The organism is Dietzia maris (assembly GCF_014144855.1).
Classification (GTDB): Bacteria; Actinomycetota; Actinomycetes; order Mycobacteriales; family Mycobacteriaceae; genus Dietzia; species Dietzia kunjamensis.
In genome coordinates this window covers 1-24,667 of sequence record NZ_JAALDN010000061.1, presented here as the reverse complement: position 1 = coordinate 24,667, position 24,667 = coordinate 1, and the positions used below count along the sequence as shown (strand labels likewise).

Here is a 24,667-nt window from a genome sequence, read left to right as displayed (position 1 = left end):
CACCGGCCCGGCGCCCGGGGGCGACTAGTGGTGAGCCCGCGGGAGCAGTCCCGCCTCCCGCGCCTCCCGGCTGAGCCGCTCCCGGTGATCCGGGTGCGCCACAGCGATCAGCGCCGCGGCCCGCCCGGCGACCGACTTGCCCCTCAGCTCCGCGATACCGAATTCGGTGACGACGTTCTCGATGATGTTCTTGTGGGTGGTGACCGGACTGCCGGGCGTGAGCGACAGGGAGATCCTGCTGACGCCCCCGGAGGTCTGCGACGGGGTGACGATGAACCCGTGGCCTCCCGGGGAGAACGTGCAGCCCCGGGCGAAGTCCGCCTGTCCCCCGGCCCCCGACCAGTACCGGCCGCCGATGGTCTCCGAGGCCGCCTGCCCGAACAGGTCCACCTCGCTGGTCGCGTTGATCGAGTAGAGATTGTGCTCCTGGCCGATCACCCTCGGGTCGTTGACGATATCCACGGGGAGCATCGCCACAGAAGGGTTGTTGTGGAGCCAGTCCATGAGTCGCTGCGACCCGAGGGCGAAGGTGGTGACGTGCTTGAACGGCCGCCCCGTCTTGCGCGACCCGTCGATCACCCCGGCCTCGACGAGGTCCATCACCCCGTCGGACAACGCCTCGGTGTGGATCCCCAGATGACGGTGATCCGTCAGCCGGGACAGGAATGCGTTCGGCAACCTGCCGACCCCGAGTTGGAGACAGGCCCCGTCGGGGACACGCTCGGCGATGACGTCCGCTATCGCGTTGTCCATCTCCCTCGGTGGCGGCGCCTCCACGGTGATCATCGGCGTGTCGTTACGGGTCACGCCCACCACCTGGGAGATGTGGATGTGGTTGCGCCCGAAGGTGCGGGGCATGTGGGAGTTGACCTCGACGAAGAACGGCACCTGACCGATGAACGAGGCGACGTAGTCGGCGTTCGTGCCCATCGAGAAGAAGCCGTGCTCGTCGATCTCCGACACCGTGGCGATCGCCAAGCCGGGGGGCGAGAACTCACGCAGCGTGGCCGGCACCTGCGCGAAATCGACGGGGATGAGGTCGCAGTGGCCCCGGTGGAAGTTCCCCCGCGACCCGCGACCCAGGAAGTAGTCGACATGCCGGAGCCTGCCCGGGTAGGCACCCTCCATGAACGGCAGCGACTCCCAGGGATCCATGTGGTGGACCGTCACGTCCTCCAGTCCGGCGGCCCCGGCGTCCAGCGCCCGCAGCAGCGCGGGCGGGGCGGCGTTCTGGATGGGCACGATGACGTGCATCCCCGGCGTGATGTGGTCGAGGACCGCCTCGGCCGGACGCTCCTCGTACTCGACGTTCCTCGTCACTGACACCTGCTCTCGTAGTTCCGGACGTCGCGGTGCGATGACACACCCCGGCGGTTTCAGGACAGGGCCGGGATGACCTCGCGCTCGAACAACTCGAGCCCGGAGGTGTCGGTGGCGATCTCGGGGAAGTAGAAAATGCCGTACTCCATTCCCAACGCCTTGATCTCCGTCAGCTTCTCGACGATCTGCTCCGGCGTCCCCACCGCCGGGAGTCCGCGGTACGCGCCGAGCTGGCGTTCCGCCTCGTCCTCACCGACGTGCGTCGCCATCCGGTCCTTCAGGTACGTCAACCGATCCGCGACGTCCTTCTCGGTCTCCCCGATCGCCACGTTGTAGTTCGCGGTCCGGGTGATCTCGGCCGGGTCACGACCGATGTCCCGACAGTGCCCGAACAGCACCTTCGATTTGTGGTCGAAGCCCTCGGCGGTGCCGTCGAAGTTGGTGTAGTCCGCGTACCTCGCAGCGGTACGGAGGGTCTTGCGCTCGCCCCCGCCAGCGATCCACATCGGTATGCCACCCTCCTGCAGCGGCGTCGGTTGCACGATCGCCCCGTCGACCCGGTAGTGCTCGCCGTCGAGGGAGACCACGCCGTCGGACCACGCCTCGGACAGGATGCGCACGCTCTCGTCGAGCATGGCCAACCGCTCACCCGCGGAGGGGAATCCGTAGCCGTACGCCCGCCATTCGTGCTCGTACCAGCCCGCGCCGATCCCCATCTCCACCCGGCCTCCGGAGATGTGGTCGACCGTCGCGGCGATCTTCGCCAGCATGGCCGGGTTTCGGTATCCGACGCACGTGCACATCTGGCCGAGCCGGACCCTGGAGGTGGTCGCACCGAGCGCCGACATCAGGCTCCACGCCTCGTGCGTCGCCTCGGTCGAGGTGAGGGGCGCGGTGTGCATGTGGTCGTACACCCACACCGACTCCCACGGCCCGGCGTCCGCGCGGGCGGCCAGGTCGGAGATGACCGGCCAGTGACGGGCGGCCGGCACGTCGACCAGGTCGAGGCGCCAACCCTGGGGCAGGAACAGTCCGAATCGCATGGCGCCGAGCCTAGCCCCGGAACCCGGCCCGGGTGGCCGACCCACGACCGGTTCCGACGGGTGGGCCAGCGCTACCAGATCAGACGCTGCGGTCCTCGTCGTCGTCATCGGGTGGGTCCAGCGTGCCGGCGGCGAGCACGAACCCGGCCGGACGGGGTCCGTCCGGGGCGCTGCCCAACAGCGCGACGCGCACCGTCGACTCGGTCGCACCGGGCTGCCGTTCGCCGATCCTCGCGTCGACAGGGACCTCCACGTCGGCGTCGACGACCGCGGTCTCCACGTGCGCACCGGACCGGACCACGGCACCCGGCAGGATGACACTGTCCCGGACCCTCGCACCCGCCTCGATGACCGCCCCGGGCCCCACGACGGAATGCTCGACCGTCCCGTGGACCACCGCGCCGTGCCCGAGCAGTGACCCGACGACCTGCGCCGCCTCCCCGGTCCGGGCGGGACCGCTGAAGGCCGACGCGGTCCGCAGGGACCACCCCGGGACATCCAGCTCGTGGACCGGGGACTCGCCGAGGAGGTCCATGTGGCCGGCCCAGTAGGACTCGACGGTCCCCACGTCCCGCCAGTACCCCTCGTGCCGCCACTCCCGGGCGTGCCCCGCCCCGACCATGGCGGGCAGGATGTTGTCCCCGATGTCGCCCAGGTCCCCCGCGCCGCCGGCGGTGACGACGTCCTCGTGGGCCCGCTCGAGGTAACTGATGAGGGCGGTCGTGTTGAAGACGAAGATCTCCGCGCAGATCAGGTCGCCGTCCGGATCGTCCGGCTTGTAGCGGTACTCGGTGACGGCCCCGTCCTCGCCCACCCGGACCACGCCGTAGCGGGAGGCGTCCTCGGGGGCCACGCGAGTGGTGACCATGGTGAGCTCGGCGAACGAGTCCAGGTGATCGCGGACCAGTTCGTCGTAGTCGAGGCGGTACACCGCGTCCGCACTGACCACGACCGTGACGTCCGGGGCCGCCTCGCGCAGGGGCTCGATCTGCTTCCACAGTGCGTCCGCGGTCCCCGAGTGGAAACCGTCCCGGCCCGTTCCCTGCGACGGGTGCAGCACCAGCAGACCGCCGTCGAGTCGGTCGAGATCCCACGGGCGGCCGCTCCGCAGATGGGACCCCAGGGACACCGGATGGAACTGCTGCACCACCCAGACATCCCTCAGGCCCGAGTTGGCGGCATTGCTCAGGGAGAAGTCCACCAGCTGGTACCCGGCCCCGTAGGGAACGGCCGGCTTGGCCCGGTCCCGGGTGAGCGCACGGAGCCGGGAACCGGCTCCACCTGCGAGGACTATGGTGACGACCGACAGCGGCGCCATGCGAGGTCTCCTCTCCGGTCAGGCGTGGGACTACCCACCCCATGCGAGTACGACACTCTAACCGGACTGCGGCGTCATCCCACCGGTCGCCCGGCACCGTGTGGCCGGATCAGGCCGCGGCGGATCAGGCGGTGGATCAGGCGGTGGGCTCAGGCGGTGGACAACGCCGCGCCACACTCCTCCAACTCGTCCTCCCCGTCGAAGTACAGGGCCACGTACCGCCCGGCGACCTCGGCGACCTGCATCTCCATGTCGTAGACAGCCTTGAGGACATCGGTGCGCATGATCTCGGCCGGGGTGCCGTCGGAGACGATCCGCCCGTCCTTCATGGCGATGATCCGGTCCGAGTACGCGGCGGCGATGTTGATGTCGTGGATGACGAGCACGATGGTCTTGCCCCGCTCCGCGGCGGTGCGACGCAGCAACCGCATGATCGAGGTGGCGTGCCGGAGATCGAGGTTGTTCAGAGGCTCGTCCAGCAGGACATAGTCCGTGTCCTGCGCCAAGACCATCGCGATGTGCGCCCGTTGGCGCTGGCCACCGGACAACTCGTCGAGATACCGGTCGGCGAGGTCCTCGAGTTCCATCGCCCCCAGGGCGTAGTCGACGTGCTCGGCGTCGTCCGGGCCGGGCCTGCCACCGTTGTGCGGGAACCGGCCGAATCCGACCAGCTCCCGCACGGTGAGCCGGATGGAGACGGCGTTCTCCTGGCGGAGCACCGCGAGGCGGCGGGCCAGCTCACGCCCACCGTTGACCGACACGTCGACGCCGTCGACGAGCACCGTTCCGGAATCCGCCGCCTGGAGCCGGCTCATGACACCCAGCAGCGTCGACTTTCCTGCGCCGTTGGGCCCGATGAGAGACGTCACGCCACCGTGCGCGAAGCACGCGGTCACGTCGTGCAGGACCCGGGTGTCGCCGTAGGACGAACACACCGACCGCGCCTCGATACCGCACCCGGCCGACCACCGGTTCTCACCGGATCGGTCGTCGCGGCGTCGGAACGGGAGAAGGGACATGGTGTGCCTCTCTTTCAGCGTGCGCGGTTGGTCAGGAGCAGGAACAGGAACAGCAGGCCACCGGCGAACTCGATGACGATGCTCAGGGCGGACTCGACGCCGAGGGCGCCGAGGACCATCTCGCCCCCCGCCAGGGCGATCACGCCCAGCAGCGAGGCCACCGGCAGGGTGAACCGGTGCAGGGTGGTGCCGAGCAGGGCGTAGGCCGCGTTGGCGACGATGAGCCCGAAGAACATCACCGGCCCGATCAGGGCCGTGGAGGCGGACACCAGGAAGGAGACCACCACCAGGACCACGATGGTGACCCGGCGGTGGTCGACGCCGAGCGCGACGGCGGGATCGCGCCCCAGCAGCATCACGTCGAGTCGACGGCCGAGGATCGCCACGGCGACGAGTCCACCCACCACGATGACCCCGCACGCCACCAGGACGTCGAGTTGGACCCCTCGGAAACTCGCGAACATGGCGTCCTGGACCTGCAGGTAGGCCGCCGGGTCCAGCAGGCGCTGGAAGAACGAGGAGGCGGAGCGGAAGAATACGCCGAACACCACACCCACCAGCAGCAGCAGGTGGATATCGGTTCTCCGACCCCCGAGCAGCCACAGGTAGAGCGAGGTCGACGCGACCACCATGATCGCGGTCTGACCGAGGAATCCGGAGAGACCGCCGCTCGTCAGGCCCCCGATGACGGCGGCATCGCGCGGGATCATGAAGAACACGAGCATGGTCTGGATGAGCAGGTACAGCGAGTCGAAACCCATCAGCGCCGGCGTGAGGATCCGGTTGCCGGTGACGGTCTGGAAGATCACCGTCGAGACCCCGACCGCGACCGAGACCAGGACGATCGCCACCGCGTGGCGCGACAGTCGGTCGAGGGAGTAGGACCACGCCCTGGAACCGACGGTGTCCGGCAACCCGGTGAGGACGAGAGCGGCGAGCGCCGCGACGGCCGCGACGGCACAGACGAGGGTCACGATCCACCGTCGACGGCGGTCGGCCTCCGCTCTCGTCCGTCCCCGGGTGAGGCTCTCCGGCGGTGCGACGAGGATGGCGGTCTCAGGCATTGCGCACCCCTCTCAGCATCATGGCCAGGAACACGGCGCCGCCGAGGATCCCGACGATCGTCCCGACGGGGATCTCGCCGGCACCGGGGGCGCCGCCGGCGAACAGCCCGGGCAGCGACCGGCCCACCATGTCGCAGATCAGGACGGTGACCGCCCCGAGCAGTGCCACGAGAGGCAAGCCCCGGCGGGCGTCGTCTCCCACCAGGCGTGAGACGACGTTGGGAACGACGAGCCCGAGGAGCGGGAGGGCACCGACGGTGACGACGACGACGGCGGCGACCGCCGCCACGATCGCCATCCCGGCGGCGACGACGGTCTTGTGGTCGAGCCCGAGACCGGTCGAGACGTCCTCACCCAGGCCCGCCACGGTGAAGCGGTCGGCGGCGATGTAGGCGAGGACACCGAGGACCGCCACCAGCCACAGCAGCTCGTACCGCCCGGCCAGGACCGCCGAGAAGTCGGCGAGCATCCACGAGTTGAGCATCTGGAGAAGGTCACGCGACAGGGCCAGAAAGGCTGCGACCGCCCCGATCACGGAGCCGAGCATGATGCCGATGAGGGGCACCACGAACGAGTCCGACACGGGGACGCGACGGATGCAGGCGAGGAACAGGGCGGTCCCGGCGAGCGCGAACACCATGGCCACGAGCATCTTGGCCACGATCGGGGCGCCCGGCGCGATGATCGCCACCACCACGAGTCCCAGCCCCGCCGATTCGACGGTCCCCGCGGTCGACGGTTCGACGAAGCGGTTGCGGGTGAGCAACTGCATGAGCAGACCGGCGATCGCCAGGGACGCCCCCGCGAGGGCGGCGGCGGCGGTGCGGGGCAGACGGGCCTCCACGAGGTAGACACGGTGCGCCTCGGTGAGCCCTCCGGTGAGCGCGTCCCACACGGTGATGTCGGCCGCGCCCACGAACACGCTCGCGACGAGCGAGAGCACGAGCGCGACGACGCCGAGCGCCGGCCACAGCGAGTGACGCTGCGGTCGGCGCTCGACCAGGGTGGTCGTCATGAGAAGTGGACTCCCACCGTCAGGAGACGGCGGAGTCGATCTCGTCGATCATCGACTCGAGGACGCCGATGCCGCCCCCGACGAGGTACCAGTTCTGGCCGTCCAGGAAGTGGACGTTGTCGTTGGTCGCGGCGTTGGTCCGGTTGAACAGCGGGTTGTCGAGCAGGGCGGTGGCCGCCTCGCCCTCCGCACCGATCGCGGCGTCGCGGTCGATGACGAAAACGTGGTCGGGGTTCAGCTCGGCGATCTGCTCCCAGCTCAGCGGCGCGCCGTGGCTGCCCTCGGACTCGAGCTCACCGGCGGGCGTCATGCCGAGCTCGTTGAAGATGAGGTCGAAGCGTGAACCCGGTCCGTACCCCGTGACCTTGCCACCGGAGGTCATGAGCACCAGCGCCGTACCCGCGCCCTCGGCCTTGGCGCGGGTCTCGGTGACCATCTCGTCGATCTCGGCGAGCTCGTCCGCGGCCTTGTCCTCGGCCCCGAACAGCGCGGCGATCTCCTCCACCTTGGCGCGGTTGGAGGCGATCGTCTCGGCGGTGTCCGGATCACCGGCGATCACCTGGTCGGAGATCTTGGCGAACTCGGGCTCCATCGCGCGGGTGCGGTTGCCGAACAGGATGAGGTCGGGCCCCAGTTCCGCGATCACATCCATCTTCGGCTCCTTGAGGCTGCCGATGTCCGTGTACTCGTCGCCCACGTAGGCGTCCAGCGCCTCCGGGAAGACCCCGGTCTTGACCAGGCCGACGACGCGATCCTCGAGATCGAGCTCATCCAGCGTGTCGGCAGCGGCGTGGCTGGTGAGCACGACGCGGGTCGGCCCCTCACCCTCGTTTCCGGCGGACTGTGCATCCGAGCTCCCGCAGGCGGTCAGTGCGCCACCGGTCAGCGCGACGGCGGCCGTCGCTGCGACGATCTTGGGGAATCGCTTCATGTCACTCCAAGGTTGGTTCGGAAGGTTAGGCTCACCTTAACCACCCTCGCGGCTCCTGGGCAAGTCTTACGTATGGCTTACCTCACTTCGGCAGTTTGCCAGCCTCACGGCCCGGACGATCCGGGACCCTCCGACTCCCCCGGGGTGCGGGGCGACCGGATGCGACGGGCTGGCGGACGACGCACAATCGACGGTATGAGCACCGAACGCGAGTACGACCAGGACACCGACGGCGATTACGACGAGAACACGCTCGACGGCAGCGAGGGTCTCGACGCCGACACCATCTCGACCGACGGTGAGGACCTCACCGTCGACGCGCCGGAGTCGTGGAAGCCCGTCGAGGAGAACGACACCCTCGACGAGAAGCTGTCTGCCGAGCGCCCCGACGTCGACACCGCGGAGCCCGAGGACAAGGGCGTCGCCGAGGAGCCCCGCGACCAGATCGACGACCTCGACCCCGACGGCGAGACGCGCGTTCTCGGCGAGGCATAGAGCCCGGGCGGGGCGATCAGCCCCGCCGCCATGCCCGGCGGGAGGAGGTCTCGCGGTGAGCACCCCGAGCATCCCGGAGGCGATGCGCGCGCAGGATCGCCGTCGATTCCTCCCGCCGGAGGTCGTGGCCGACTACGAACTCGACGCCCCGCTACCGATCGGGTTCGGGCAGACCAACTCACAGCCGTCGACGGTCGCGGCGATGCTCTCGCTCCTCGAGCCGTTCCCCGGGATGCGGGTGCTCGACGTGGGCTCGGGCAGCGGGTGGACCTCGGCGATCCTCGGCGAACTCGGGGGGACCGATTCCTCCGTGTCCGCCGTCGAACTCGTCCCCGAGCTGGTCGAACGCTCCCGGGCGGCGATACGACAACCCTGGGTACGTGTCCACCCCGCCGAGCCCGGGACGCTGGGCCTCCCCTCCCTCGCCCCGTTCGACCGCATCCTCGTCTCCGCGATGGCCGACGACCTCCCCTCGGAGCTCGTCGACCAGCTCACCGTGGACGGCGTCATGGTGGCGCCCTGGGCCGGGGCGATGCACCGCGTACGCCGGACCGATGACGGCATCGACGTGACCGAGCACGGCGGGTACCGGTTCGTCCCCCTGCTCCACACCCGATTCTGACCCCGTGACCCCGGCCACTATCCTGGGGGAAGTTTGTCCACCTCCAGAACCAGGAGCCCCTGATGGCCGACTTCCTCTACGAGGACCTTCTTCCCGTCGGGGAGGACACCACCGAATACCGCCTCCTCACCACCGAGGGCGTGTCGACGGTCGAGGGCCCCGACGGGATGACGTTCCTGCGGGTGGACCCCGAGGCCATCCGTCTGCTCACCGAGACGGCGATGCACGACATCTCCCACTACCTCCGTAGTGACCACCTGGCCCAGGTCGCCAAGATCCTCGACGACCCCGAGGCCAGCGACAACGACAAGTTCGTCGCCCTGGACCTGCTCAAGAACGCCAACATCGCCGCAGGCGGCGTGCTCCCGATGTGCCAGGACACCGGTACGGCCATCGTCAAGGGCGAGCGCGGCCAGCACGTGCTCACGCCCGGTCCGGACGAGCAGGCCGTCGCCCGCGGCGTGTACGACGCCTTCACCCGGCTCAACCTGCGCTACTCGCAGAACGCCCCCCTCACCATGTGGGACGAGAAGAACACCGGGTCCAACCTGCCCGCGCAGATCGAGATCGGCGCCAACACCACCCCGGGCGGCGAGAACGCCTACAAGTTCCTCTTCATGGCGAAGGGTGGCGGGTCGGCCAACAAGTCGTTCCTATACCAGGAGACCAAGGCGATCCTGAACCCCGACCGGATGATGCAGTTCATCGAGGAAAAGATCCGCTCGCTCGGGACGGCCGCCTGCCCGCCGTACCACCTGGCGATCGTCGTGGGCGGTACCTCGGCGGAGTTCGCGCTGAAGACCGCCAAGCTCGCCTCGGCGCACTACCTGGACGAGCTCCCCCGCGAGGGCGCGATGACCGGGCGTGGCTTCCGCGACGTCGAGCTCGAGGAGAAGGTCTTCGAGCTCACCCAGCAGATCGGGATCGGCGCGCAGTTCGGCGGCAAGTACTTCTGCCACGACGTCCGCGTCGTCCGCCTGCCCCGCCACGGCGCCTCGCTGCCCGTCGCGATCGCGGTGTCCTGCTCGGCGGACCGTCAGGCCAGGGCCAAGATCACCCCGGAGGGCGTGTTCCTCGAGCAGCTCGAGTTCGAGCCGGGCCGGTTCCTGCCCGCCACCACGGACGCGGAGCTCGACGCCGCAACCGACGGCATCTCCGGCACCGGCAAGGGCGCCGCGGTGCGGATCGACCTCAACAAACCGATGCCGGAGATCCTCGCCGAGCTGAGCAGGCATCCGGTCAAGACCCGCCTGTCCCTGACCGGCCCGCTGGTCGTGGCCCGCGACATCGCGCACTCCAAGATCAAGGAGCGGCTCGACGCCGGCGAGGAGATGCCGCAGTACCTCAAGGACCACCCCGTCTACTACGCCGGCCCGGCCAAGACGCCGGAGGGCATGCCGTCGGGATCGTTCGGGCCCACCACCGCCGGCCGCATGGACTCCTACGTCGAGCAGTTCCAGGCGGCGGGCGGATCCATGGTGATGCTCGCCAAGGGCAACCGCTCCAAGCAGGTCACCGACGCGTGCGCGGCCCACGGCGGGTTCTACCTGGGCTCGATCGGCGGTCCGGCCGCGCGCCTGGCGCAGGACTGCATCAAGCACGTGGAGATCCTCGAGTACGAGGAGCTCGGGATGGAGGCGGTGTGGAAGATCGACGTCGAGGACTTCCCCGCCTTCATCGTGGTGGACGACAAGGGCGAGGACTTCTTCGCCCACACCGGCGAGGTCACGCTGACGATCGGCAAGCGCCCCGGCCTCTGACCCGCCCTCGTTCCCGCGTTCCCGCAGATCCGCTACTCGTTTTCCGGATCCGCTACTCCATATCGAGTAGCGGATCCGGAATGCGAATAGCGGATTTCGTAGGGCCGACGAGTGGGAGTCCGAGTCAGGCGTCGGTGCCCGCAGCCGCCGCCTCGATGGCCGCCACGTCCAGCTTCACCATGTCCATCATCACCGCGAACGCGCGCGCCGCCGACTCCCGGTCCTCGCCGCGCCACAGATCGTAGAGGGACTGCGGCGCGACCTGCCACCGCACTCCGAAGCGGTCGATCAGCCACCCGCACTGCACCTCACGGCCCCCTCCCGCGAGTAGACCGTTCCAGTAGTGGTCGATCTCCGCCTGGTCGGCGCACCGGATCTCCAGGGAGATCGCGTCGGTGTACTCGGGGTCCGAGCCTCCGTTGAGCGCGATGAACGGCCGCCCGTCGAGCTCGAACTCCACGGTGAGCACGTCCCCCGCCTTCGGTCCCGGGGTGTCGACGGGGCTGGTGTCCACGGCGAGGACCCGCGAGTCGGGGAACACCGAGCAGTAGAACTCGGCGGCCTCCTCCGCCTGGGTGGCGAACCACAGACACGTGGTCATCACGGCCATCGCGGCCTCCTCCCGGGGCTCGCCCGGTCGGACGGATCTCCCGCTCCCAGTGTCCACCGGCCCGCCGCCCCCGGAAAGGACTCGGGCATCACGGTTCGGCATCGGCGGCGGCGGCGGGCGGGGTGGGCCCGACGGGTGGGCGGCTAGGATCTCTGGCATGGACAGGATCACGCGTGTCCTCGCCCCCCTCGCTCTCGCCGTCACCCTCGGTGCCGGCCTGGTCGCCTGTTCCGCCGACGACGGTGGCGGCGCCGGTGAGTCCGCCGCACCGGTGTCCTCGACGGAGACGGCGACGACGACGAGGTCGACCCCCGTCCCGGGGCCCGCGGACTCGGGCGTCGACATCCCGGTGGCCGTTGCGGACCGCTGGAACGAGCTCGGCGGCGAGCAGAGCGATCTCGGCCGGGTGACGGGGCCGCCGACGGCTGTGGAGGGCGGCTCGGTCACCGACTTCGAGCGGGGGGCGATCGTGCTCACACCGTCCGGGAACGCGTTCGTGGTCCAGGGCGAGATCCTCGCCGCCTATCGCGAGGCGGGCGGCCCCGCCGGTGAGCTGGGCTTCCCCGTCTCGGACGAGACGACGACCGACGGCGGGTGGATCTCGGCGTTCGAGAACGGCACGATCGCGTTCCTGGACGGTCGGCCGGTCGTCGAGGTGCGGTGACGACCACCGCGCCGGGCGAGTAGCACCGTTGGAGACCGTCGCGATCTACCTCGTCGTGGTGTTCGGGTGCGGGTTCGTCGCCCGGATGATGCGCCTGCCCACCCTCATCGGCTATCTGGCCTCGGGGTTCATCCTCCACGCGCCCGGCATCGAGGCCCTGCCCGTGGTGGACTCACTCGCCGACCTCGGCGTGACGATCCTGCTCTTCACCATCGGGCTCAAACTGGACGTGCGGATGCTCCTGCGCCGTGAGGTCCTGGCCACGACGGCCGCCAACCTCCTGGCGGTCGCGGGATTGACCGCCGGCTTCCTGGGGATGCTGTCCATCATCGGGGTGCGGTTGCTAGCCGGGGCGGACTGGCAGGTGGTGGCCCTGCTGGGCTTCGCGCTGTCGTTCTCCAGCACCGTCTTCGTCGTCCAGGTGCTCGACGTGCGGTCCGACTCCCACACCCTCTACGGTCGGGTCGCGATCGGCATCCTCGTCCTGCAGGACGTGGTGGCGGTCGCGTTCCTCACGGCGATGACGGGCGCCCCGCCGAGCCCGTGGGCGTTGGCGTTGCCACTGTTGCTCCCCGCGGTGTGGCTCGTCCGCCGGGCCTGGAGCAGGCTGGGTCACGGCGAACTGCAGGCGTTGTTCGGGATCACCATGGCGCTGGTGCCGGGGTACTGGTTGTTCGAGAGCGTCGGCATCAAGGGTGACTTCGGGGCGATGGTGGTGGGAGTCCTCCTCGCCTCGCACCCGCGTGCCGCCGAGTTGTCCCGGACCCTCTTCGGTCTGCGTGAACTCCTGCTCGTGGGTTTCTTCGTCTCGATCGGCCTCCACGTCACGCCCACCCCGGAGACCCTGTTGCTGGGCCTCCTGCTCGTGGTGTTGCTCCCCCTGGAGGCCGCCGTGTTCACCCTCGTGCTGGCAGCGTTCGGGCTGCGCAAACGGACCTCGATCCTGGCGGGCCTCGCGCTGGCCAACTTCTCGGAGTTCGGGCTCATCGTCACCGCGACCGGGGTCGATGCGGGTCTCGTCGAGCAGGACTGGCTCGTGGTGGTGTCGGTCGCGGTCGCCGCGAGCTTCGTGATCTCGACACTGGTCAACCACCGCGGGACGCGGCTCGTGGCGCGGTTGTCCTCGCTCGTACCCACCCTGCGGGACGAGCGCACCCACCCGGAGGACGCCCCGCTCGACATCGGTCACGCCCGGGTGCTGGTCCTGGGGGTGGGCCGGGTGGGCCGCGCGGTGCGGGACCGTCTGACCGAGGAGTACGGTCTGACGGTCGTCGGGGTGGAGAACGACCCCGTGAAGGTCGCCAGGCTCCGCGAGCAGGATGTGCACGTGATCGAGGCCGACGCGACCGACGACGACTTCTGGGACCGCTGTGTGAACGACGAGAAGGTGGACATCATCGTGCTGGCCATGCCGTTCCACGGCTCGAACCTCATCGCCCTCGAGCAGGTGGACACGCGGGATTTCGAGGGCGCCGTCGCGGTGGTCGCCCAGTACGACGACGAGAGGGACGAACTCATCGCTCGGGGAGCCGACGTGGCCTTCCACATCTTCGAGGGCACCGGGGTCGGCCTGGCGGACAGTGCCGCCGAGGCCGCGGGGGTGCGTGAATGAGGTCTGCCGGCCGACGACCCTCCGCCGCGCCCCCCACACCACCCACCGCACCGCCGATCCCCACACCCACACCCACCGCGTCGGTGCCCGCCACGATGCTCCTCGCACTCGCGCTCACCGGGGCGATCGGGCCGTTCGCGACCGACACCTATTTGCCCGCGCTGCCGCTGATCGTCGAGGAGTTCCGGATCACGGCCTCCACCGCCCAGCTCACCCTCACGGCGTTCATGGTCTCGCTGGCGGCGGGGCAGCTCGTGATCGGGCCCCTCTCCGACCGGGTGGGGCGGCGGACGCTGCTCGTCCTGGGCTCGGTGGGCACCGCACTCGCGGCAGTGGTGTGCGCGCTGGCCCCGTCCATCTGGATCCTGGTGCTCGGACGCGTCGCGCAGGGCTTCGCCGGTGCGGCCGGGATCGTCCTGAGCAAGGCCGTCGTGGTGGACGTCGGGCGCGGTGCGGGCGTGGCCAAGGCGTTCGCCACCCTCATGGCGATCCAGTCCGTCGCCCCGGTCATCGCACCGCTCATCGGCGGCGCGGTCGTGCCGTTCGGCGGCTGGCGGAGCGTGTTCTGGCTACTGGCCGGCCTGTCCGCCATCACGGTCGTCGGGGTCCTCGTCGCCGTGCCGGAGTCGCTCCCGGCCGCGTCCCGCCGTACCGGGAGTGTGCTGTCCACCGTGTCGGACATGCGGGGCGTCGCCACCCATGGCCCGTTCATCGCGCGCGTGTCGGTGTTCGTGTTCACCTTCGGCGTCCTGTTCGCCTACATCTCCGCCAGCCCGTTCATCTACCAGGACATGGTGGGCCTGTCCCCCACCGCGTACTCGGTGGCGTTCACCGTCAACGCGCTGGGGATCCTGGTCTCGAACCTCGCGGGCGCCCGGCTGATCGGCCGGTTCGCCCCGGAGAAGATCATGCGCACCGGCGTGGTGGGCATGGTGACGGCGATCGTCCACCTCGTCGTCGTCGTCGCCCTCTCCCCCGCCGGCACCCTGGGGTTGGCACCGGTCACCGTGGGGTTCGTCCTGCTCACCCTGTCCGTCGGGTTGGTCCTGCCCAACGCCGCGGCACTGTCCATGCAGGCCACCCGGGGCCGCTCGGGCTCCGGATCGGCGCTCCTCGGCGCCGCCCAGTTCGGACTCGCCGCCGTGGTCTCCCCGCTCACCGGACTCGCCGGACCGCACTCGGTGATCCCGCTGCTCGTCGTGATGGGGGCGTGCGCCGTCCTGGTCGTCGCGGCGACGTGGGCGGTGATCAGCCGGCCAGTGCGCGCCACGTGAGCGCTGCGGCGAGCGCCCCGACGGCGTTGAACGCCCAGTGCAACCCGATCGGGGCCAGGAGGCTGCTGCTGCGGCGACGGATCCAGATGAACCCGGCCCCGGCCACCGAGGTCGCGGTCACCGCCAGGCCGATCCCCGCGAGCTGACCCGCCAGACCGGTACCGAAGACCTGTGCGAGGCCGGCGTTGCCGGCCGTGAGCCCGAGAGACGACGTGACGTGCCACAGTCCGAACGCCGATGACCCGATCACGAACACGCCCGTGGTGCCGAAGGTCCGCTCGAGCGCCCCCTGCAGGACCCCGCGGAACGCGAGCTCCTCGGGCAGGACCGTCATCAGGGGGATCAGCACGAGCGCCGAGAACACCGCCATGCGCAGGTCCGAGTAGCGCTCGGACAGGAAGAACGGGCTCGTCGCCGGGATCAGGCACCCGGCCGTGACCACGGCCGCCACCAGCACCGTCGCCGCGAGACCGTACGCCAGCCCGCGGGGCATGTGCCGCGCCGCCAGCCCCAGGTCCGACCACCGCATCCACCGCGCCTTGGCGACCACGACCAGCACGAGAACGGCCAGCGGCACGATCCACTCGCGGAAGGGCAGACCCGCCAGGTTGGCGGTGAGATTGATGGCGACCAGCGTGGCCAGGACCGCGGCGACGCCCGCCACCCCGCGCACACGGGAGCGGCCGGACAGGGACGTCGACGTCGTGGTCATCAGTCGCGACGATACCGCGCGGCCCGTCCGTACCAGGGGTATGGTGACACGGACGACCACGTCACGTGACGGGGTGTCCACCATGGCAACGGTGACGACGACCGCGTCCCGCGCCCTGACCGGCGCCCGCCGCAGGGTGGGCCTAGTGGTCCATTCCCGGGTGGCGGGTGACGACGCCGACGCGAGACGCCAGCAGATCTGGCACTCCGAGGGCGAACGCTGGAACTCCCCCGACGACGCCATCTGCCGCGTCAACGGAGACGCCTCCATGTTCGCCGGCGGACTCACCGCACTCCTCCTACAGTCCCTGCACCCGCTGGCCATGGCCGGGGTGGCCGACCACAGCGACTACCGCGGCGACCCGTGGGGGCGCCTCCAGCGCACCTCGCAGTTCATCGCCACCACGACCTTCGGCACGATCACCGACGCCTCCCGGCTCATCCGGGAGATCAACGGTGCGCACCGCGCGGTATTGGGCACCGACTACCGGGGGCGCCCCTACGACGCCCGCGACCCCCACCTCCTGCGCTGGGTCCACGTCGCCGAGATCTGGAGCTTCCTCGAATGCCACCGCCTCTACTGGCGCGAGCCGCTGACGCCGGCCGAACGAGACGACTACGTACGACAGGCCTCGAGAACCGGGCTCATGATGGGCGCCGGGGAGGTGCCCCTCACCGTGCGCGACCTCGACGCGGCGTTGGAGGAGTACCGGCCGGAGCTCGAGGCCTCGCCCGCCGCGCTCGACGCGCGCCACTTCCTGCTCGACGGACCACCGATGGGACTGACCGACAGGCCCGCCTACGCGCTGCTGCGGGAGGGAGCCGTCGCGGCGCTGCCGGGGTGGGCCCGGACGATGCTCGAACTCCCCGACGGGCCGCTCGGATCCAGCGGACTCGGACGGGCATTGGGACGCGCCGGTGTCTCCTCACTGCGCTGGGTCCTCGACGCGACCGAGTGACGCGGCGCTACCCTGTGACGATCCGACCCTCCGGGGTCGGCCCTGTCGTCCGCGGGTTCCCCCCGCCCGTTGAGAAGTGAGGTCTGTGATGGCCGGTGGACTCGCCGCCCTGCTCGATGACGTCGCGGTGCTCGCGCGCATGGCAGCGGCCAGTACCGACGACGTCGCCGCCGCCGCAGGCCGCGCCGGCGTGAAGGCCGCCGGCGTGGTGGTCGACGACACCGCCGTGACCCCCCAGTACGTCCGCGACGTCGACCCGTCCCGCGAACTGCCCATGATCCGCAAGATCGCCATCGGGTCACTGGGCAACAAGGCGATCATCATCGTCTTCGCACTCCTGCTCAGCCAGTTCGTGCCGTGGATCCTCACCCCGATCCTCATGCTGGGCGGGCTCTACCTCTGCTTCGAGGGGGCGGAGAAGGTTTGGGAGCGGGTCTCCGGACACCACGAGGAGGCCGCCCCCGTCGTGGACCGGGGCCCGGACGCCGAGGCGAAGATGGTCCGCGGCGCCGTGACCACCGACTTCATCCTCAGCGCCGAGATCATGGTGATCTCCCTCAACGAGGTCGCGTCGGAGTCCTTCTGGTCCCGGGCGATCATCCTGGTCGTCGTGGGGCTGGGCATCACCGCGCTCGTCTACGGCGTCGTCGCGGTGATCGTGAAGATGGACGACGTCGGCCTCCACCTGGCGGGGAGGGAGTCCCCGGGTGTGCAGCGGTTCGGCCACGGTCTGGTCAAGGCCATGCCGACGGTGCTCGAGGTGATCTCCTTCGTCGGCATGCTGGCCATGCTGTGGGTCGGTGGCCACATCCTCCTCGTGGGGCTCGACGAACTCGGCGTGACGGGGCCGTACCACCTCGTACACGTCCTGACCGAGCCCGCGGCGGGCGTCGCGGGCGTCGGCGCGGTACTCGCCTGGCTCGTCGACACGGCGTGCGCACTGGTCTTCGGCCTCGCGGTGGGCGCGGTGGTCGTGGCGATCATGCACCTGATCCCGCGACGGAGCTCCGGGTCGCACGCCGGGGCGGACGCCGACTCCGACGCCGGGTCCGGCACCGACGCCGGGGGCGCGCGCGGTGACCACGGCGGGGCGACCCGAACGAGGACGGGAGAGGACACCGGCCACTGATGCTGTTCACGGTGGGGCACGGCAGGTTGGATCGCGACGAGCTGGCACGGTTGCTCACCGGCGCCGGCGTCGAACTCCTCGTGGACATCCGGCGCTTTCCCGGGAGCCGCGCGAACTCCGCCGCTGCCAAGGGCGCGGTGCCCGAGATCGTCGGCGAGGCGGGGATCGACTACCGCTGGGAAGAGGACCTCGGCGGCCGCCGCAGCCTCACCGCCGACCGGCGCCGGGCCTCCCCCGACACCTGGTGGCGGGTCGAGGCGTTCCGCGCCTACAGCGCCTGGACCCGGGACCCTGCATTCCGCGCCGCCCTCGATCGGGTCGTGGCCGACGCCCGATCGCGACAGGTCGCGGTCATGTGCTCGGAGTCGGTGTGGTGGCGCTGCCATCGTCGGATCGTCGCCGACGTCGTCGCCACGGTCCACGGTCTGCCCGTGGGGCACCTGATGCACACCGGAAAGATCACCGAGCACAGTCCGAGCGAGGGCCTGCGGCTCGACGAGCACGGCGAACCGGTCTGGGATGGCTGACCCCGCGCGGCCGGCGTCACCGATGGCCTAGTCTCGCGCCATGTATCCCGCCTCGACGCCCGCCGCCAACCTGACCCCCGTCGCCGCCCTGCTGGGCACCTGGCGAGGCGAGGGGGCCGGTTCGTACCCGACGATCGACGACTTCACCTACACCGAGGAGATCACGTTCACCGACGTGGGCAAGCCCTTCCTGCACTACGTGCAGCGCACGTGGAGCCCCACCGGATCCCCCATGCACACCGAGACCGGATACCTCCGGGTCCCGGGTGACGGTACGGCCGAGCTCGTCCTGTCCCAACCCACCGGGCAGACCGAACTCTGCGAGGGAACGCTCGTCGCCGAGGCGGACGCCCTGGTGCTGGAGTTCCACTCACGCGTGCACAACAGTGCGAGCGCCAAGCAGGTCGACACCACGCACCGCCGCTACGAGACCGTCGACGACCGGATCACCACCACGTTCGCCATGGCAGCGGTCGGCCAGCCCCTCACCCACCACCTGCGTTCCGAGCTGCGCAGGGCCTAGACCGCAGCACAGGGCCGGTCGGTCACGAGGAACGACGAACTGATCCGGGCGCTGCGCGACCACCGGCCGCCGGGGCCAGCCGCGAGCGTCAGCGCGCGGCGCGGTCGCGCAGAACCAGCCGTGACAGCCCATCCAGCGCGAATCCGAGGATGCCGATCACGAGGATCACCGCCATGACCTGGTCGTAGGCCAACTGGTCGCGGGCGTTGAGGATCTGATAACCAGGCCGGACCGCACACCGAGCATCTCCGCGGGCACCAACACGATCCAGGCCGTCCCGAGCGCGAGGCGGATGCCGCCCAGGATCGCCGGCCGGACCGCGGGGATGACGACCCGGGTCAGGCGCTCCCAGCCGCTGGCGACCCTGGTCGGGGACCGTTCTGTCTATTCATTCCCGGGCCGGGTCCCCCTTTCCGGAGGGCGGCGCGGTGAACAGTGGGAGAACGGAAGCCGTCCGTTACCGCACCGGCACTACAGTCGTGTCATGCGCACTGTCTTCCATTCCAAGCTCGATGAATTCTCGGACCAGCTGGTTCGCTTCTGCGAGACCAACATCCGCCTGCTCGACCGAGCCACCGCGGCACTGCTCGACGGCGACGAACTCGCCGCCATCGAGGTGATCGACGGCGCCGCGGAACTGGAGGATCTCCGTGAGGCCAGTGAGCAGCACGCGTTCGAGCTTCTCCTGCTCGAGTCCCCGGTGGCCGGCGACCTACGTCAGGTGGTCTCGGGGATCTACATCGTCGAGCACTTCACCCGCATGGCCGCGCTGGCCGGCCACATCGCGCGGGTCGCCCGCCGACGCCACCCGCTCCCCGTGGTGCCCGCCCCGCTCGTCCCGCTCATCCGGGAACTGTCGCAGCACGACGGTCGGATGGCCCGCGAGCTCACCGCCCTGCTCGTCGAGAAGGATGCGGACAGGGCACGCACCCTGGACGCCGAGGACGACGCCGTCGACCGCCTCCACGCGGACCTCATGAAGCAGATCTCCGCCGAGGACTGGCCGCACGGTTCGGTGGCGGCCGTGGACCTGGCCCTACTCGCCCGTTACTACGAGCGTTTCGGCGACCACACCGTGAGCATCGCCAACCGGGTCGTGTACCTGGCGACCGGCGAGCGCCCCGAGGGCGGGTCGCTGTCCCATCTCGATGACGGCACGGTTCTGGACTGAGTACTGCCGGACGATTCCGCGCGGCGATATCCTGGGTTTCCGCGACCCGATGAGGAGACCGCCATGTCCCGACCGGTCCATTTCGAGATCCACGCCTCCGACCCGGCCCGGGCCTGCACGTTCTACGGTGACGCGCTGGGCTGGACGTTCGAGGACTGGAGCGAGTACGCCGGGAGCCCCTACTTCGGGGTGACCACCGGACCCGAGGACGCCCCCGGCATCAACGGCGCGATCAAGCAGCGGACCGGCGATCCGCCCGCGGCCGGGGCGCCGGTCCGGGGCGCCGTGCTCACCGTGGGGTGCGAGGACTTCGATGCCACCGCCCGGATGATCCTGTCGGCCGGGGGCACCGTGGCGCTGGACACGCACGCGCTCCCGGGAATGGCCTGGCAGGGCTACTTCCTCGACACCGAGGGCAATGTGTTCGGGTTACACCAGCCTGACCCGGAGGCCGGTAGACACCCGGTCGCGAGAGAACCGCGGCCGGGTGTCGTCGTGCCATCCGGGGTCAGCGGCAGATCGCCCCGGTGGACGCCGACTGCACCAACTTCGAGTACTTGGCGAGGACGCCGCGGGTGTATCGCGGCGGCAGGGGCTCCCACCCCTCGCGCCGGGACCGCAGTTCGGACTCGTCCACCAGCAGCTCGAGGGCCCCCTGCGAGACGTCCAGTCGGATCCGGTCGCCGTCCCTCACGAACGCGATCGGTCCCCCGTCAACGGCCTCCGGGGCGATGTGGCCGACGCACAGCCCGGTCGTGCCACCAGAGAAGCGCCCGTCGGTCATGAGCAGGACGTCCTTGCCCAGGCCCGCGCCCTTGATCGCACCGGTGATGGCGAGCATCTCACGCATACCGGGCCCGCCCTTGGGACCCTCGTAGCGGATCACGACGACATCGCCCGCCGTGATGGTCCCGTCCTCGAGAGCATCCATGGCAGCGCGCTCGCGCTCGAAGACGCGCGCGGTGCCCTCGAAGACGTCGGAGTCGAAACCGGCGGACTTGACAACCGCACCCTCGGGGGCGAGCGACCCGCGCAGGATCGTGATCCCGCCGGTCGGGTGGATCGGCTCGGACATCGCTCGGAGCACCTTGCCGTCCGGGTCCGGCGGAGCGATGTCGGCGAGGTTCTCGGCGACGGTGCGGCCGGTGACGGTGAGGCAGTCGCCGTGGAGCAGACCGGCGTCGAGCAGGGCCCGCATGACCACCGGGACGCCACCGATCTTGTCCACGTCGGTCATAACGTGGGCACCGAACGGCTTGACGTCGGCCAGATGCGGCACCGTGGCGCCGATGCGAGCGAAGTCGTCGAGGGTCAGTTCGACCTCGGCCTCGCTGGCGATCGCGAGCAGGTGTAGGACCGCGTTGGTGGACCCACCGAAGGCCATGACGACGGCGATCGCGTTCTCGAACGCCTCCTTGGTCATGATGTCGCGCGCGGTGATGCCCTGCCGCAGCAGTTCGACCACGGCCTCGCCGCTCGCCTTGGCGTAGTCGTCGCGCCGGCGGTCCGGGGCCGGCGGCGACGCGCTGCCCGGCAGGGACATACCCAGCGCCTCGGCGGCGCTCGCCATCGTGTTGGCGGTGTACATACCGCCGCACGCGCCCTCGCCCGGGCAGATGGACCGCTCGATCGTGTCGACGTCCTCCCGGCTCATGAGACCGCGCGAGCAGGCCCCGACGGCCTCGAAGGCGTCGATGATCGTGACCTGCTTCTCCGTTCCGTCGGAGAGCTTGGCGAAGCCGGGAAGGGTGGACCCGGCATAGAGAAACACGCTCGCCAGATCCAGCCGCGCAGCGGCCATGAGCATGCCGGGCAGGGACTTGTCGCAGCCGGCGAGCAGCACAGAGCCGTCGAGCCGCTCGGCGCTCATGACGGTCTCGACGCTGTCGGCGATCACCTCACGCGAGACCAGCGAGAAGTGCATCCCCTCGTGGCCCATCGAGATGCCGTCGGACACCGAGATGGTGCCGAACTCCAGCGGGTAACCGCCTCCGGCGTGAGTCCCCTCCTTGACGGCCTTGGCCAGCCGGTCGAGCGAGAGGTTGCACGGGGTGATCTCGTTCCACGAGGAGGCCACACCGATCTGCGGCTTGACCCAGTCGTCGTCGCCCATTCCCACGGCGCGCAGCATCCCGCGCGCGGCCGTCTTCTCCAGGCCGTCGGTCACATCGCGGCTTCGGGGCTTGATGTCGGCCTCACGGCCGGTGGTCGTGTTATCGGAGCGGGGGGTGTCGGTGCCGGAGGTCATGGGGCCAGCCTAGGCACTCCCCGCGGTCGGCGCCCTCGGACCCTCCCGGGGGGCCGACGATCGAGCGGGGCCCGGATCGGGCGTGACGGCCGGCGGCCCCACGGCCCGGTCAGCGATCGGCGTCCCTGGCCAGGTCGTACCGACGTAGGGCCTCGCGGCGTTCCTCGGCGTGGTCGACGATCGGCGACGGGTAGCCACCGTCGTAGCCGCCCGGGGCGCGCCACGGCTCGTGGGCGGCGGCCCCGGACAGGTGAGCGAGTTCGGGCACCCATCGCCGGACGTACTCCCCGTCGGGGTCGAATCTCCGCCCCTGAGTCACCGGGTTGAACACCCGGAAGTACGGGGAGGCGTCGGTTCCCGTGCCGGCCACCCACTGCCACCCGTGGTTGTTGGAGGCGAGATCACCGTCGACGAGGTGGTCGAGGAAGTGCCGCGCCCCGACCGGCCACCAGACGTGGAGGTCCTTGACGAGGAAACTGGCCGTGACCATCCGCACCCGGTTGTGCATCCACCCTTCGGCGAGTAGTTGCCGCATCCCGGCGTCGACGAACGGGTACCCGGTCCGGCCCTGCCGCCACGCCTCGACGAGGTCCTCCACCCCGGGGCCGTGGTCGTAGGGCATGCCCGCGAGCGGGTCGCGCAGGTCGCGCCACGCGGATCGTGGCCGGTGCCACAGGACGTCGGCGTAGAACTCACGCCATGCGAGTTCGGTGACGAAGCGGCGGGCTCCCTCCCCGCCCGCGGCCGGGTGGTCGGCGAGTTCGGCCAGGATCGTGCGTGGGTGGATCTCCCCGTACTTCAGGTACGCGGACAACCGACTGGTGGTGTCGAGGTCCGGTCGGTCCCGCTGCTCGTCGTATGCCTGGAGATCGTCGTGGAGGAACTCCCGCCACCGGGTGAGAGCCGCGGCCTCCCCCGCTGCTGCGGTCCCGCCCGCTCGTGCCGGGACCTCAGGTGGGCCTTCCCCGGACGCGGTGGTCCACGGGATGTGGTCGGGCCGCTCGCCGGGCGGGGGCCACCCGTGCTCGTGCCAGGCGCGGGAGAACGGTGTGAAGACCTTGTACGGCTCCCCGCTGCCGCTCAGGACCCGGCCCGGACCGACGGCGTAGGGAGACCCGGTGGTCACCAGTTCGCGACCGTCGGCGTCGAGTGCGGCGCGTACGCGGTCGTCGCGACATCGTCCGTAGGGGGTGGATTCCCGGCTGATGTGGACGCGGCCGGCGCCGACCTCGCGGGCGAGCCCCGCGATCACCTCGGCGGGGTCTCCGGTCCGCACGACCAGTGCACCGCCCGTGTCCCCCGAGAGCGCGGCGAGGGAGGCCGCCAACCGCCCCGCCCGTACACCGGCCCGCCGCAGCAGCGCGGGGTCCCGGACGAAGACCGGCAGGACCTCGTCCCCGGAGGCGACGGCCTCGAGGAGGGCGGGGTGATCGGTCAGCCGCAGATCACGTCGGAACCACAGGATCGAGATCCCCACAGGGCCTCCCTCGTCGACGGGCACGACCGCCCCCGGGGCGGCGGGCGGCGCAGTGATCTCCCGAGTGTGGCAGACCCGGGCCGGGGATCCCGTTCAGTCGAGCGCGGGGAAACCGGGCACGACGTACTCGGCCAACTCGGCGATCACCTCGAGGACCGGTCGGCGGCAGGCCCCCAGCCCCAGCTGCACGTGGTTGACCCCGATCCCCCTCAGGTCCTCGAGGTGGTCGACCAGCCTGCGCCGGCCGATCCGGAAGCCGAAGGTGATCGGGGAGGCTGACTCGTCCGGGTCCTGCGAGAGGTCGATCTGCAGCGACTGCGCGAAGGGTTTGAACACCTCGCCGTCGTTCCCACCGCCCTCGTTCCCACCACCGCCGTCGCTCCCGGCTCCCCCGGCCGCGGCGACCACCATCTCCCGCCACTGCTCGACCGTGCGCCGCTGGACGTCGAAGTCCCGCGGGTAGGTCATCCACCCGTCGCCGTGGGCGGCGAGGTACGCCACGCTCTGCTGACACGAGCCGATCATGATCGTCGGCACCGACGCGGCGCTGGGCTTGGGCACCACGTCCGCGCTGTGCATCCATCCGCCGGACCACCGGATCCCGCGCATCTCGGTGGTCAGGGCGTGCGTCATCACGCGGAGGTTCTCGCGGAACCGCTCACCGCGCTCGCCCTGCTCGAGGCCGAACGCGCGGAACTCCTCGGGCCTGTCGCCGGACGCCAATCCCAGCAGGAACCGTCCGCCCGACAGCCGGTCGACGCTGGACGCGGACTTGGCCACGTGCAGTGGGTGCCGCACCGGCAGGACGATGCCCGCGGTGCCCAGCGCGATCCGCGAGGTGTGGGCGGCGATGTGGGTGAGGTAGATCCACGGGTCGTAGACCTGACCGACGTCGCCGAAGGACGGCACGCGCAGCGGGATGTCACGGACGTAGAGGGCGGCGAAACCGCCGGCTTCGGCGGCCCGTGCGAGGCGCACCTGGGCCGCCGGGTCGTGGACGTCGTCGCTGTCGGTCCGGCTCCGCATCGGGAACCCGAGGCCGACCGTGAGTCGGCCGGGCGCGTAGGTGCGCCGGAACCCCGGCAGGGCGCGGGGGTCACCGTCGGAGCGGGTGCACGGCGAGGAGGTCATGGCTTCCACCTTGGCACGGGCGGCACGGCGGGCCGAACGCCCAC

23 protein-coding genes and 2 pseudogenes are annotated in these 24,667 nt (G+C 70.5%); 12 read left to right on the top strand and 13 right to left on the bottom strand.

What is annotated here, in order from left to right; translation table 11 throughout:
- Positions 1–24 precede the first annotated feature (24 nt).
- The 7 genes from G6024_RS02390 to G6024_RS02360 form a co-directional block, all read right to left on the bottom strand.
- Positions 25–1,254 (bottom strand): acetyl-CoA hydrolase/transferase family protein, encoded by a 1,230-nt coding sequence (locus G6024_RS02390; protein WP_159147854.1) that lies wholly within the window; start codon positions 1,252–1,254, stop codon positions 25–27.
- Positions 1,255–1,376: 122 nt separating this feature from the next.
- A complete protein-coding gene (locus G6024_RS02385; RefSeq protein ID WP_159147852.1) occupies positions 1,377–2,363 on the bottom strand; it encodes an LLM class F420-dependent oxidoreductase in 987 nt (328 codons plus the stop codon).
- Positions 2,364–2,442: 79 nt separating this feature from the next.
- Complete coding sequence (locus tag G6024_RS02380) at positions 2,443–3,681, bottom strand: glucose-1-phosphate adenylyltransferase family protein (protein WP_096905220.1); 1,239 nt, start codon at positions 3,679–3,681, stop codon at positions 2,443–2,445.
- Positions 3,682–3,830: 149 nt separating this feature from the next.
- Complete coding sequence (locus G6024_RS02375; protein WP_082924023.1) at positions 3,831–4,700, bottom strand: iron ABC transporter ATP-binding protein; 870 nt, start codon at positions 4,698–4,700, stop codon at positions 3,831–3,833.
- Between the two features lie 14 nt (positions 4,701–4,714).
- Positions 4,715–5,764, bottom strand: a complete 1,050-nt coding sequence (locus tag G6024_RS02370; protein ID WP_082924024.1) for an iron chelate uptake ABC transporter family permease subunit — start codon at positions 5,762–5,764, stop codon at positions 4,715–4,717.
- A complete protein-coding gene (locus G6024_RS02365; protein WP_067718483.1) occupies positions 5,757–6,779 on the bottom strand; it encodes an ABC transporter permease in 1,023 nt (340 codons plus the stop codon). The genes G6024_RS02370 and G6024_RS02365 overlap by 8 nt, the downstream gene beginning before the upstream one ends.
- 19 nt (positions 6,780–6,798) lie before the next feature.
- On the bottom strand, positions 6,799–7,710 hold the full coding sequence (locus G6024_RS02360) for a siderophore ABC transporter substrate-binding protein (protein WP_067718485.1): 912 nt from the start codon (positions 7,708–7,710) through the stop codon (positions 6,799–6,801).
- 195 nt (positions 7,711–7,905) lie between these two features.
- On the opposite strand from G6024_RS02360, the gene G6024_RS02355 reads away from it, so the two are divergent.
- From G6024_RS02355 to G6024_RS02345, 3 genes are all read left to right on the top strand, one after another.
- The gene (locus G6024_RS02355) at positions 7,906–8,205 is read left to right on the top strand and encodes a hypothetical protein (RefSeq protein ID WP_067718488.1); all 300 of its coding nucleotides are present in this window, start codon (positions 7,906–7,908) and stop codon (positions 8,203–8,205) included.
- Between the two features lie 55 nt (positions 8,206–8,260).
- The gene (locus G6024_RS02350; protein WP_235027730.1) at positions 8,261–8,827 is read left to right on the top strand and encodes a protein-L-isoaspartate O-methyltransferase family protein; all 567 of its coding nucleotides are present in this window, start codon (positions 8,261–8,263) and stop codon (positions 8,825–8,827) included.
- A 62-nt stretch (positions 8,828–8,889) separates the two neighbouring features.
- Positions 8,890–10,587, top strand: a complete 1,698-nt coding sequence (locus G6024_RS02345; RefSeq protein ID WP_067718491.1) for a fumarate hydratase — start codon at positions 8,890–8,892, stop codon at positions 10,585–10,587.
- Between the two features lie 124 nt (positions 10,588–10,711).
- On the opposite strand, the gene G6024_RS02340 is transcribed toward G6024_RS02345, so the two are convergent.
- Positions 10,712–11,197 carry a VOC family protein gene (locus G6024_RS02340; RefSeq protein WP_159147850.1) on the bottom strand — a complete coding sequence of 162 codons (486 nt, stop codon included), beginning with the start codon at positions 11,195–11,197 and terminating at the stop codon, positions 10,712–10,714.
- Between the two features lie 157 nt (positions 11,198–11,354).
- Here G6024_RS02340 and G6024_RS02335 point away from each other — a divergent pair, with 157 nt between their 5' ends.
- The 3 genes from G6024_RS02335 to G6024_RS02325 all read left to right on the top strand — a co-directional run bounded on the left by G6024_RS02335 (position 11,355) and on the right by G6024_RS02325 (position 14,747).
- Positions 11,355–11,861, top strand: a complete 507-nt coding sequence (locus G6024_RS02335) for an LGFP repeat-containing protein (protein WP_159147848.1) — start codon at positions 11,355–11,357, stop codon at positions 11,859–11,861.
- A 28-nt stretch (positions 11,862–11,889) separates the two neighbouring features.
- Positions 11,890–13,473, top strand: coding sequence for a cation:proton antiporter family protein (locus tag G6024_RS02330; RefSeq protein WP_067718499.1), 1,584 nt, complete (start codon positions 11,890–11,892; stop codon positions 13,471–13,473).
- Positions 13,474–13,556: 83 nt separating this feature from the next.
- Complete coding sequence (locus G6024_RS02325; RefSeq protein ID WP_235027729.1) at positions 13,557–14,747, top strand: multidrug effflux MFS transporter; 1,191 nt, start codon at positions 13,557–13,559, stop codon at positions 14,745–14,747.
- Here G6024_RS02325 and G6024_RS02320 read toward each other — a convergent pair.
- Positions 14,722–15,459, bottom strand: a complete 738-nt coding sequence (locus tag G6024_RS02320) for a CPBP family intramembrane glutamic endopeptidase (RefSeq protein ID WP_067718502.1) — start codon at positions 15,457–15,459, stop codon at positions 14,722–14,724. The genes G6024_RS02325 and G6024_RS02320 overlap by 26 nt on opposite strands.
- 82 nt (positions 15,460–15,541) lie before the next feature.
- Here G6024_RS02320 and G6024_RS02315 point away from each other — a divergent pair, with 82 nt between their 5' ends.
- The 4 genes from G6024_RS02315 (at position 15,542) to G6024_RS02300 (ending at position 18,596) form a co-directional block, all read left to right on the top strand.
- The gene (locus G6024_RS02315; protein ID WP_069389791.1) at positions 15,542–16,417 is read left to right on the top strand and encodes an oxygenase MpaB family protein; all 876 of its coding nucleotides are present in this window, start codon (positions 15,542–15,544) and stop codon (positions 16,415–16,417) included.
- Between the two features lie 88 nt (positions 16,418–16,505).
- Positions 16,506–17,546 (top strand): DUF808 domain-containing protein, encoded by a 1,041-nt coding sequence (locus tag G6024_RS02310; RefSeq protein WP_067718505.1) that lies wholly within the window; start codon positions 16,506–16,508, stop codon positions 17,544–17,546.
- Positions 17,546–18,073, top strand: coding sequence for a DUF488 domain-containing protein (locus G6024_RS02305; protein ID WP_067718508.1), 528 nt, complete (start codon positions 17,546–17,548; stop codon positions 18,071–18,073). The genes G6024_RS02310 and G6024_RS02305 overlap by 1 nt, the downstream gene beginning before the upstream one ends.
- A gap of 40 nt (positions 18,074–18,113) precedes the next feature.
- Positions 18,114–18,596 (top strand): heme-binding beta-barrel domain-containing protein, encoded by a 483-nt coding sequence (locus G6024_RS02300; protein ID WP_069389787.1) that lies wholly within the window; start codon positions 18,114–18,116, stop codon positions 18,594–18,596.
- Between the two features lie 88 nt (positions 18,597–18,684).
- Here the strand turns inward: G6024_RS02300 and G6024_RS02295 are convergent.
- Positions 18,685–18,956, bottom strand: a pseudogene (locus tag G6024_RS02295) (ABC transporter permease); the annotation flags it as partial.
- Between the two features lie 124 nt (positions 18,957–19,080).
- On the opposite strand from G6024_RS02295, the gene G6024_RS02290 reads away from it, so the two are divergent.
- Positions 19,081–19,767 carry a phosphate signaling complex PhoU family protein gene (locus G6024_RS02290; RefSeq protein ID WP_096905210.1) on the top strand — a complete coding sequence of 229 codons (687 nt, stop codon included), beginning with the start codon at positions 19,081–19,083 and terminating at the stop codon, positions 19,765–19,767.
- A gap of 63 nt (positions 19,768–19,830) precedes the next feature.
- Positions 19,831–20,187, top strand: a pseudogene (locus G6024_RS02285) (VOC family protein); the annotation flags it as partial.
- Positions 20,188–20,275: 88 nt separating this feature from the next.
- Here G6024_RS02285 and ilvD read toward each other — a convergent pair.
- From ilvD to G6024_RS02270, 3 genes are all read right to left on the bottom strand, one after another.
- A complete protein-coding gene (ilvD, locus tag G6024_RS02280; protein ID WP_096905209.1) occupies positions 20,276–22,015 on the bottom strand; it encodes a dihydroxy-acid dehydratase in 1,740 nt (579 codons plus the stop codon).
- A 109-nt stretch (positions 22,016–22,124) separates the two neighbouring features.
- Entirely contained in the window at positions 22,125–23,486 is a 1,362-nt protein-coding gene (locus G6024_RS02275; protein ID WP_200841542.1) for a cryptochrome/photolyase family protein, read from the bottom strand.
- 99 nt (positions 23,487–23,585) lie between these two features.
- The coding region (locus tag G6024_RS02270) for an LLM class oxidoreductase (RefSeq protein ID WP_478213469.1) at positions 23,586–24,667 on the bottom strand (1,082 nt) is incomplete at its 5' end.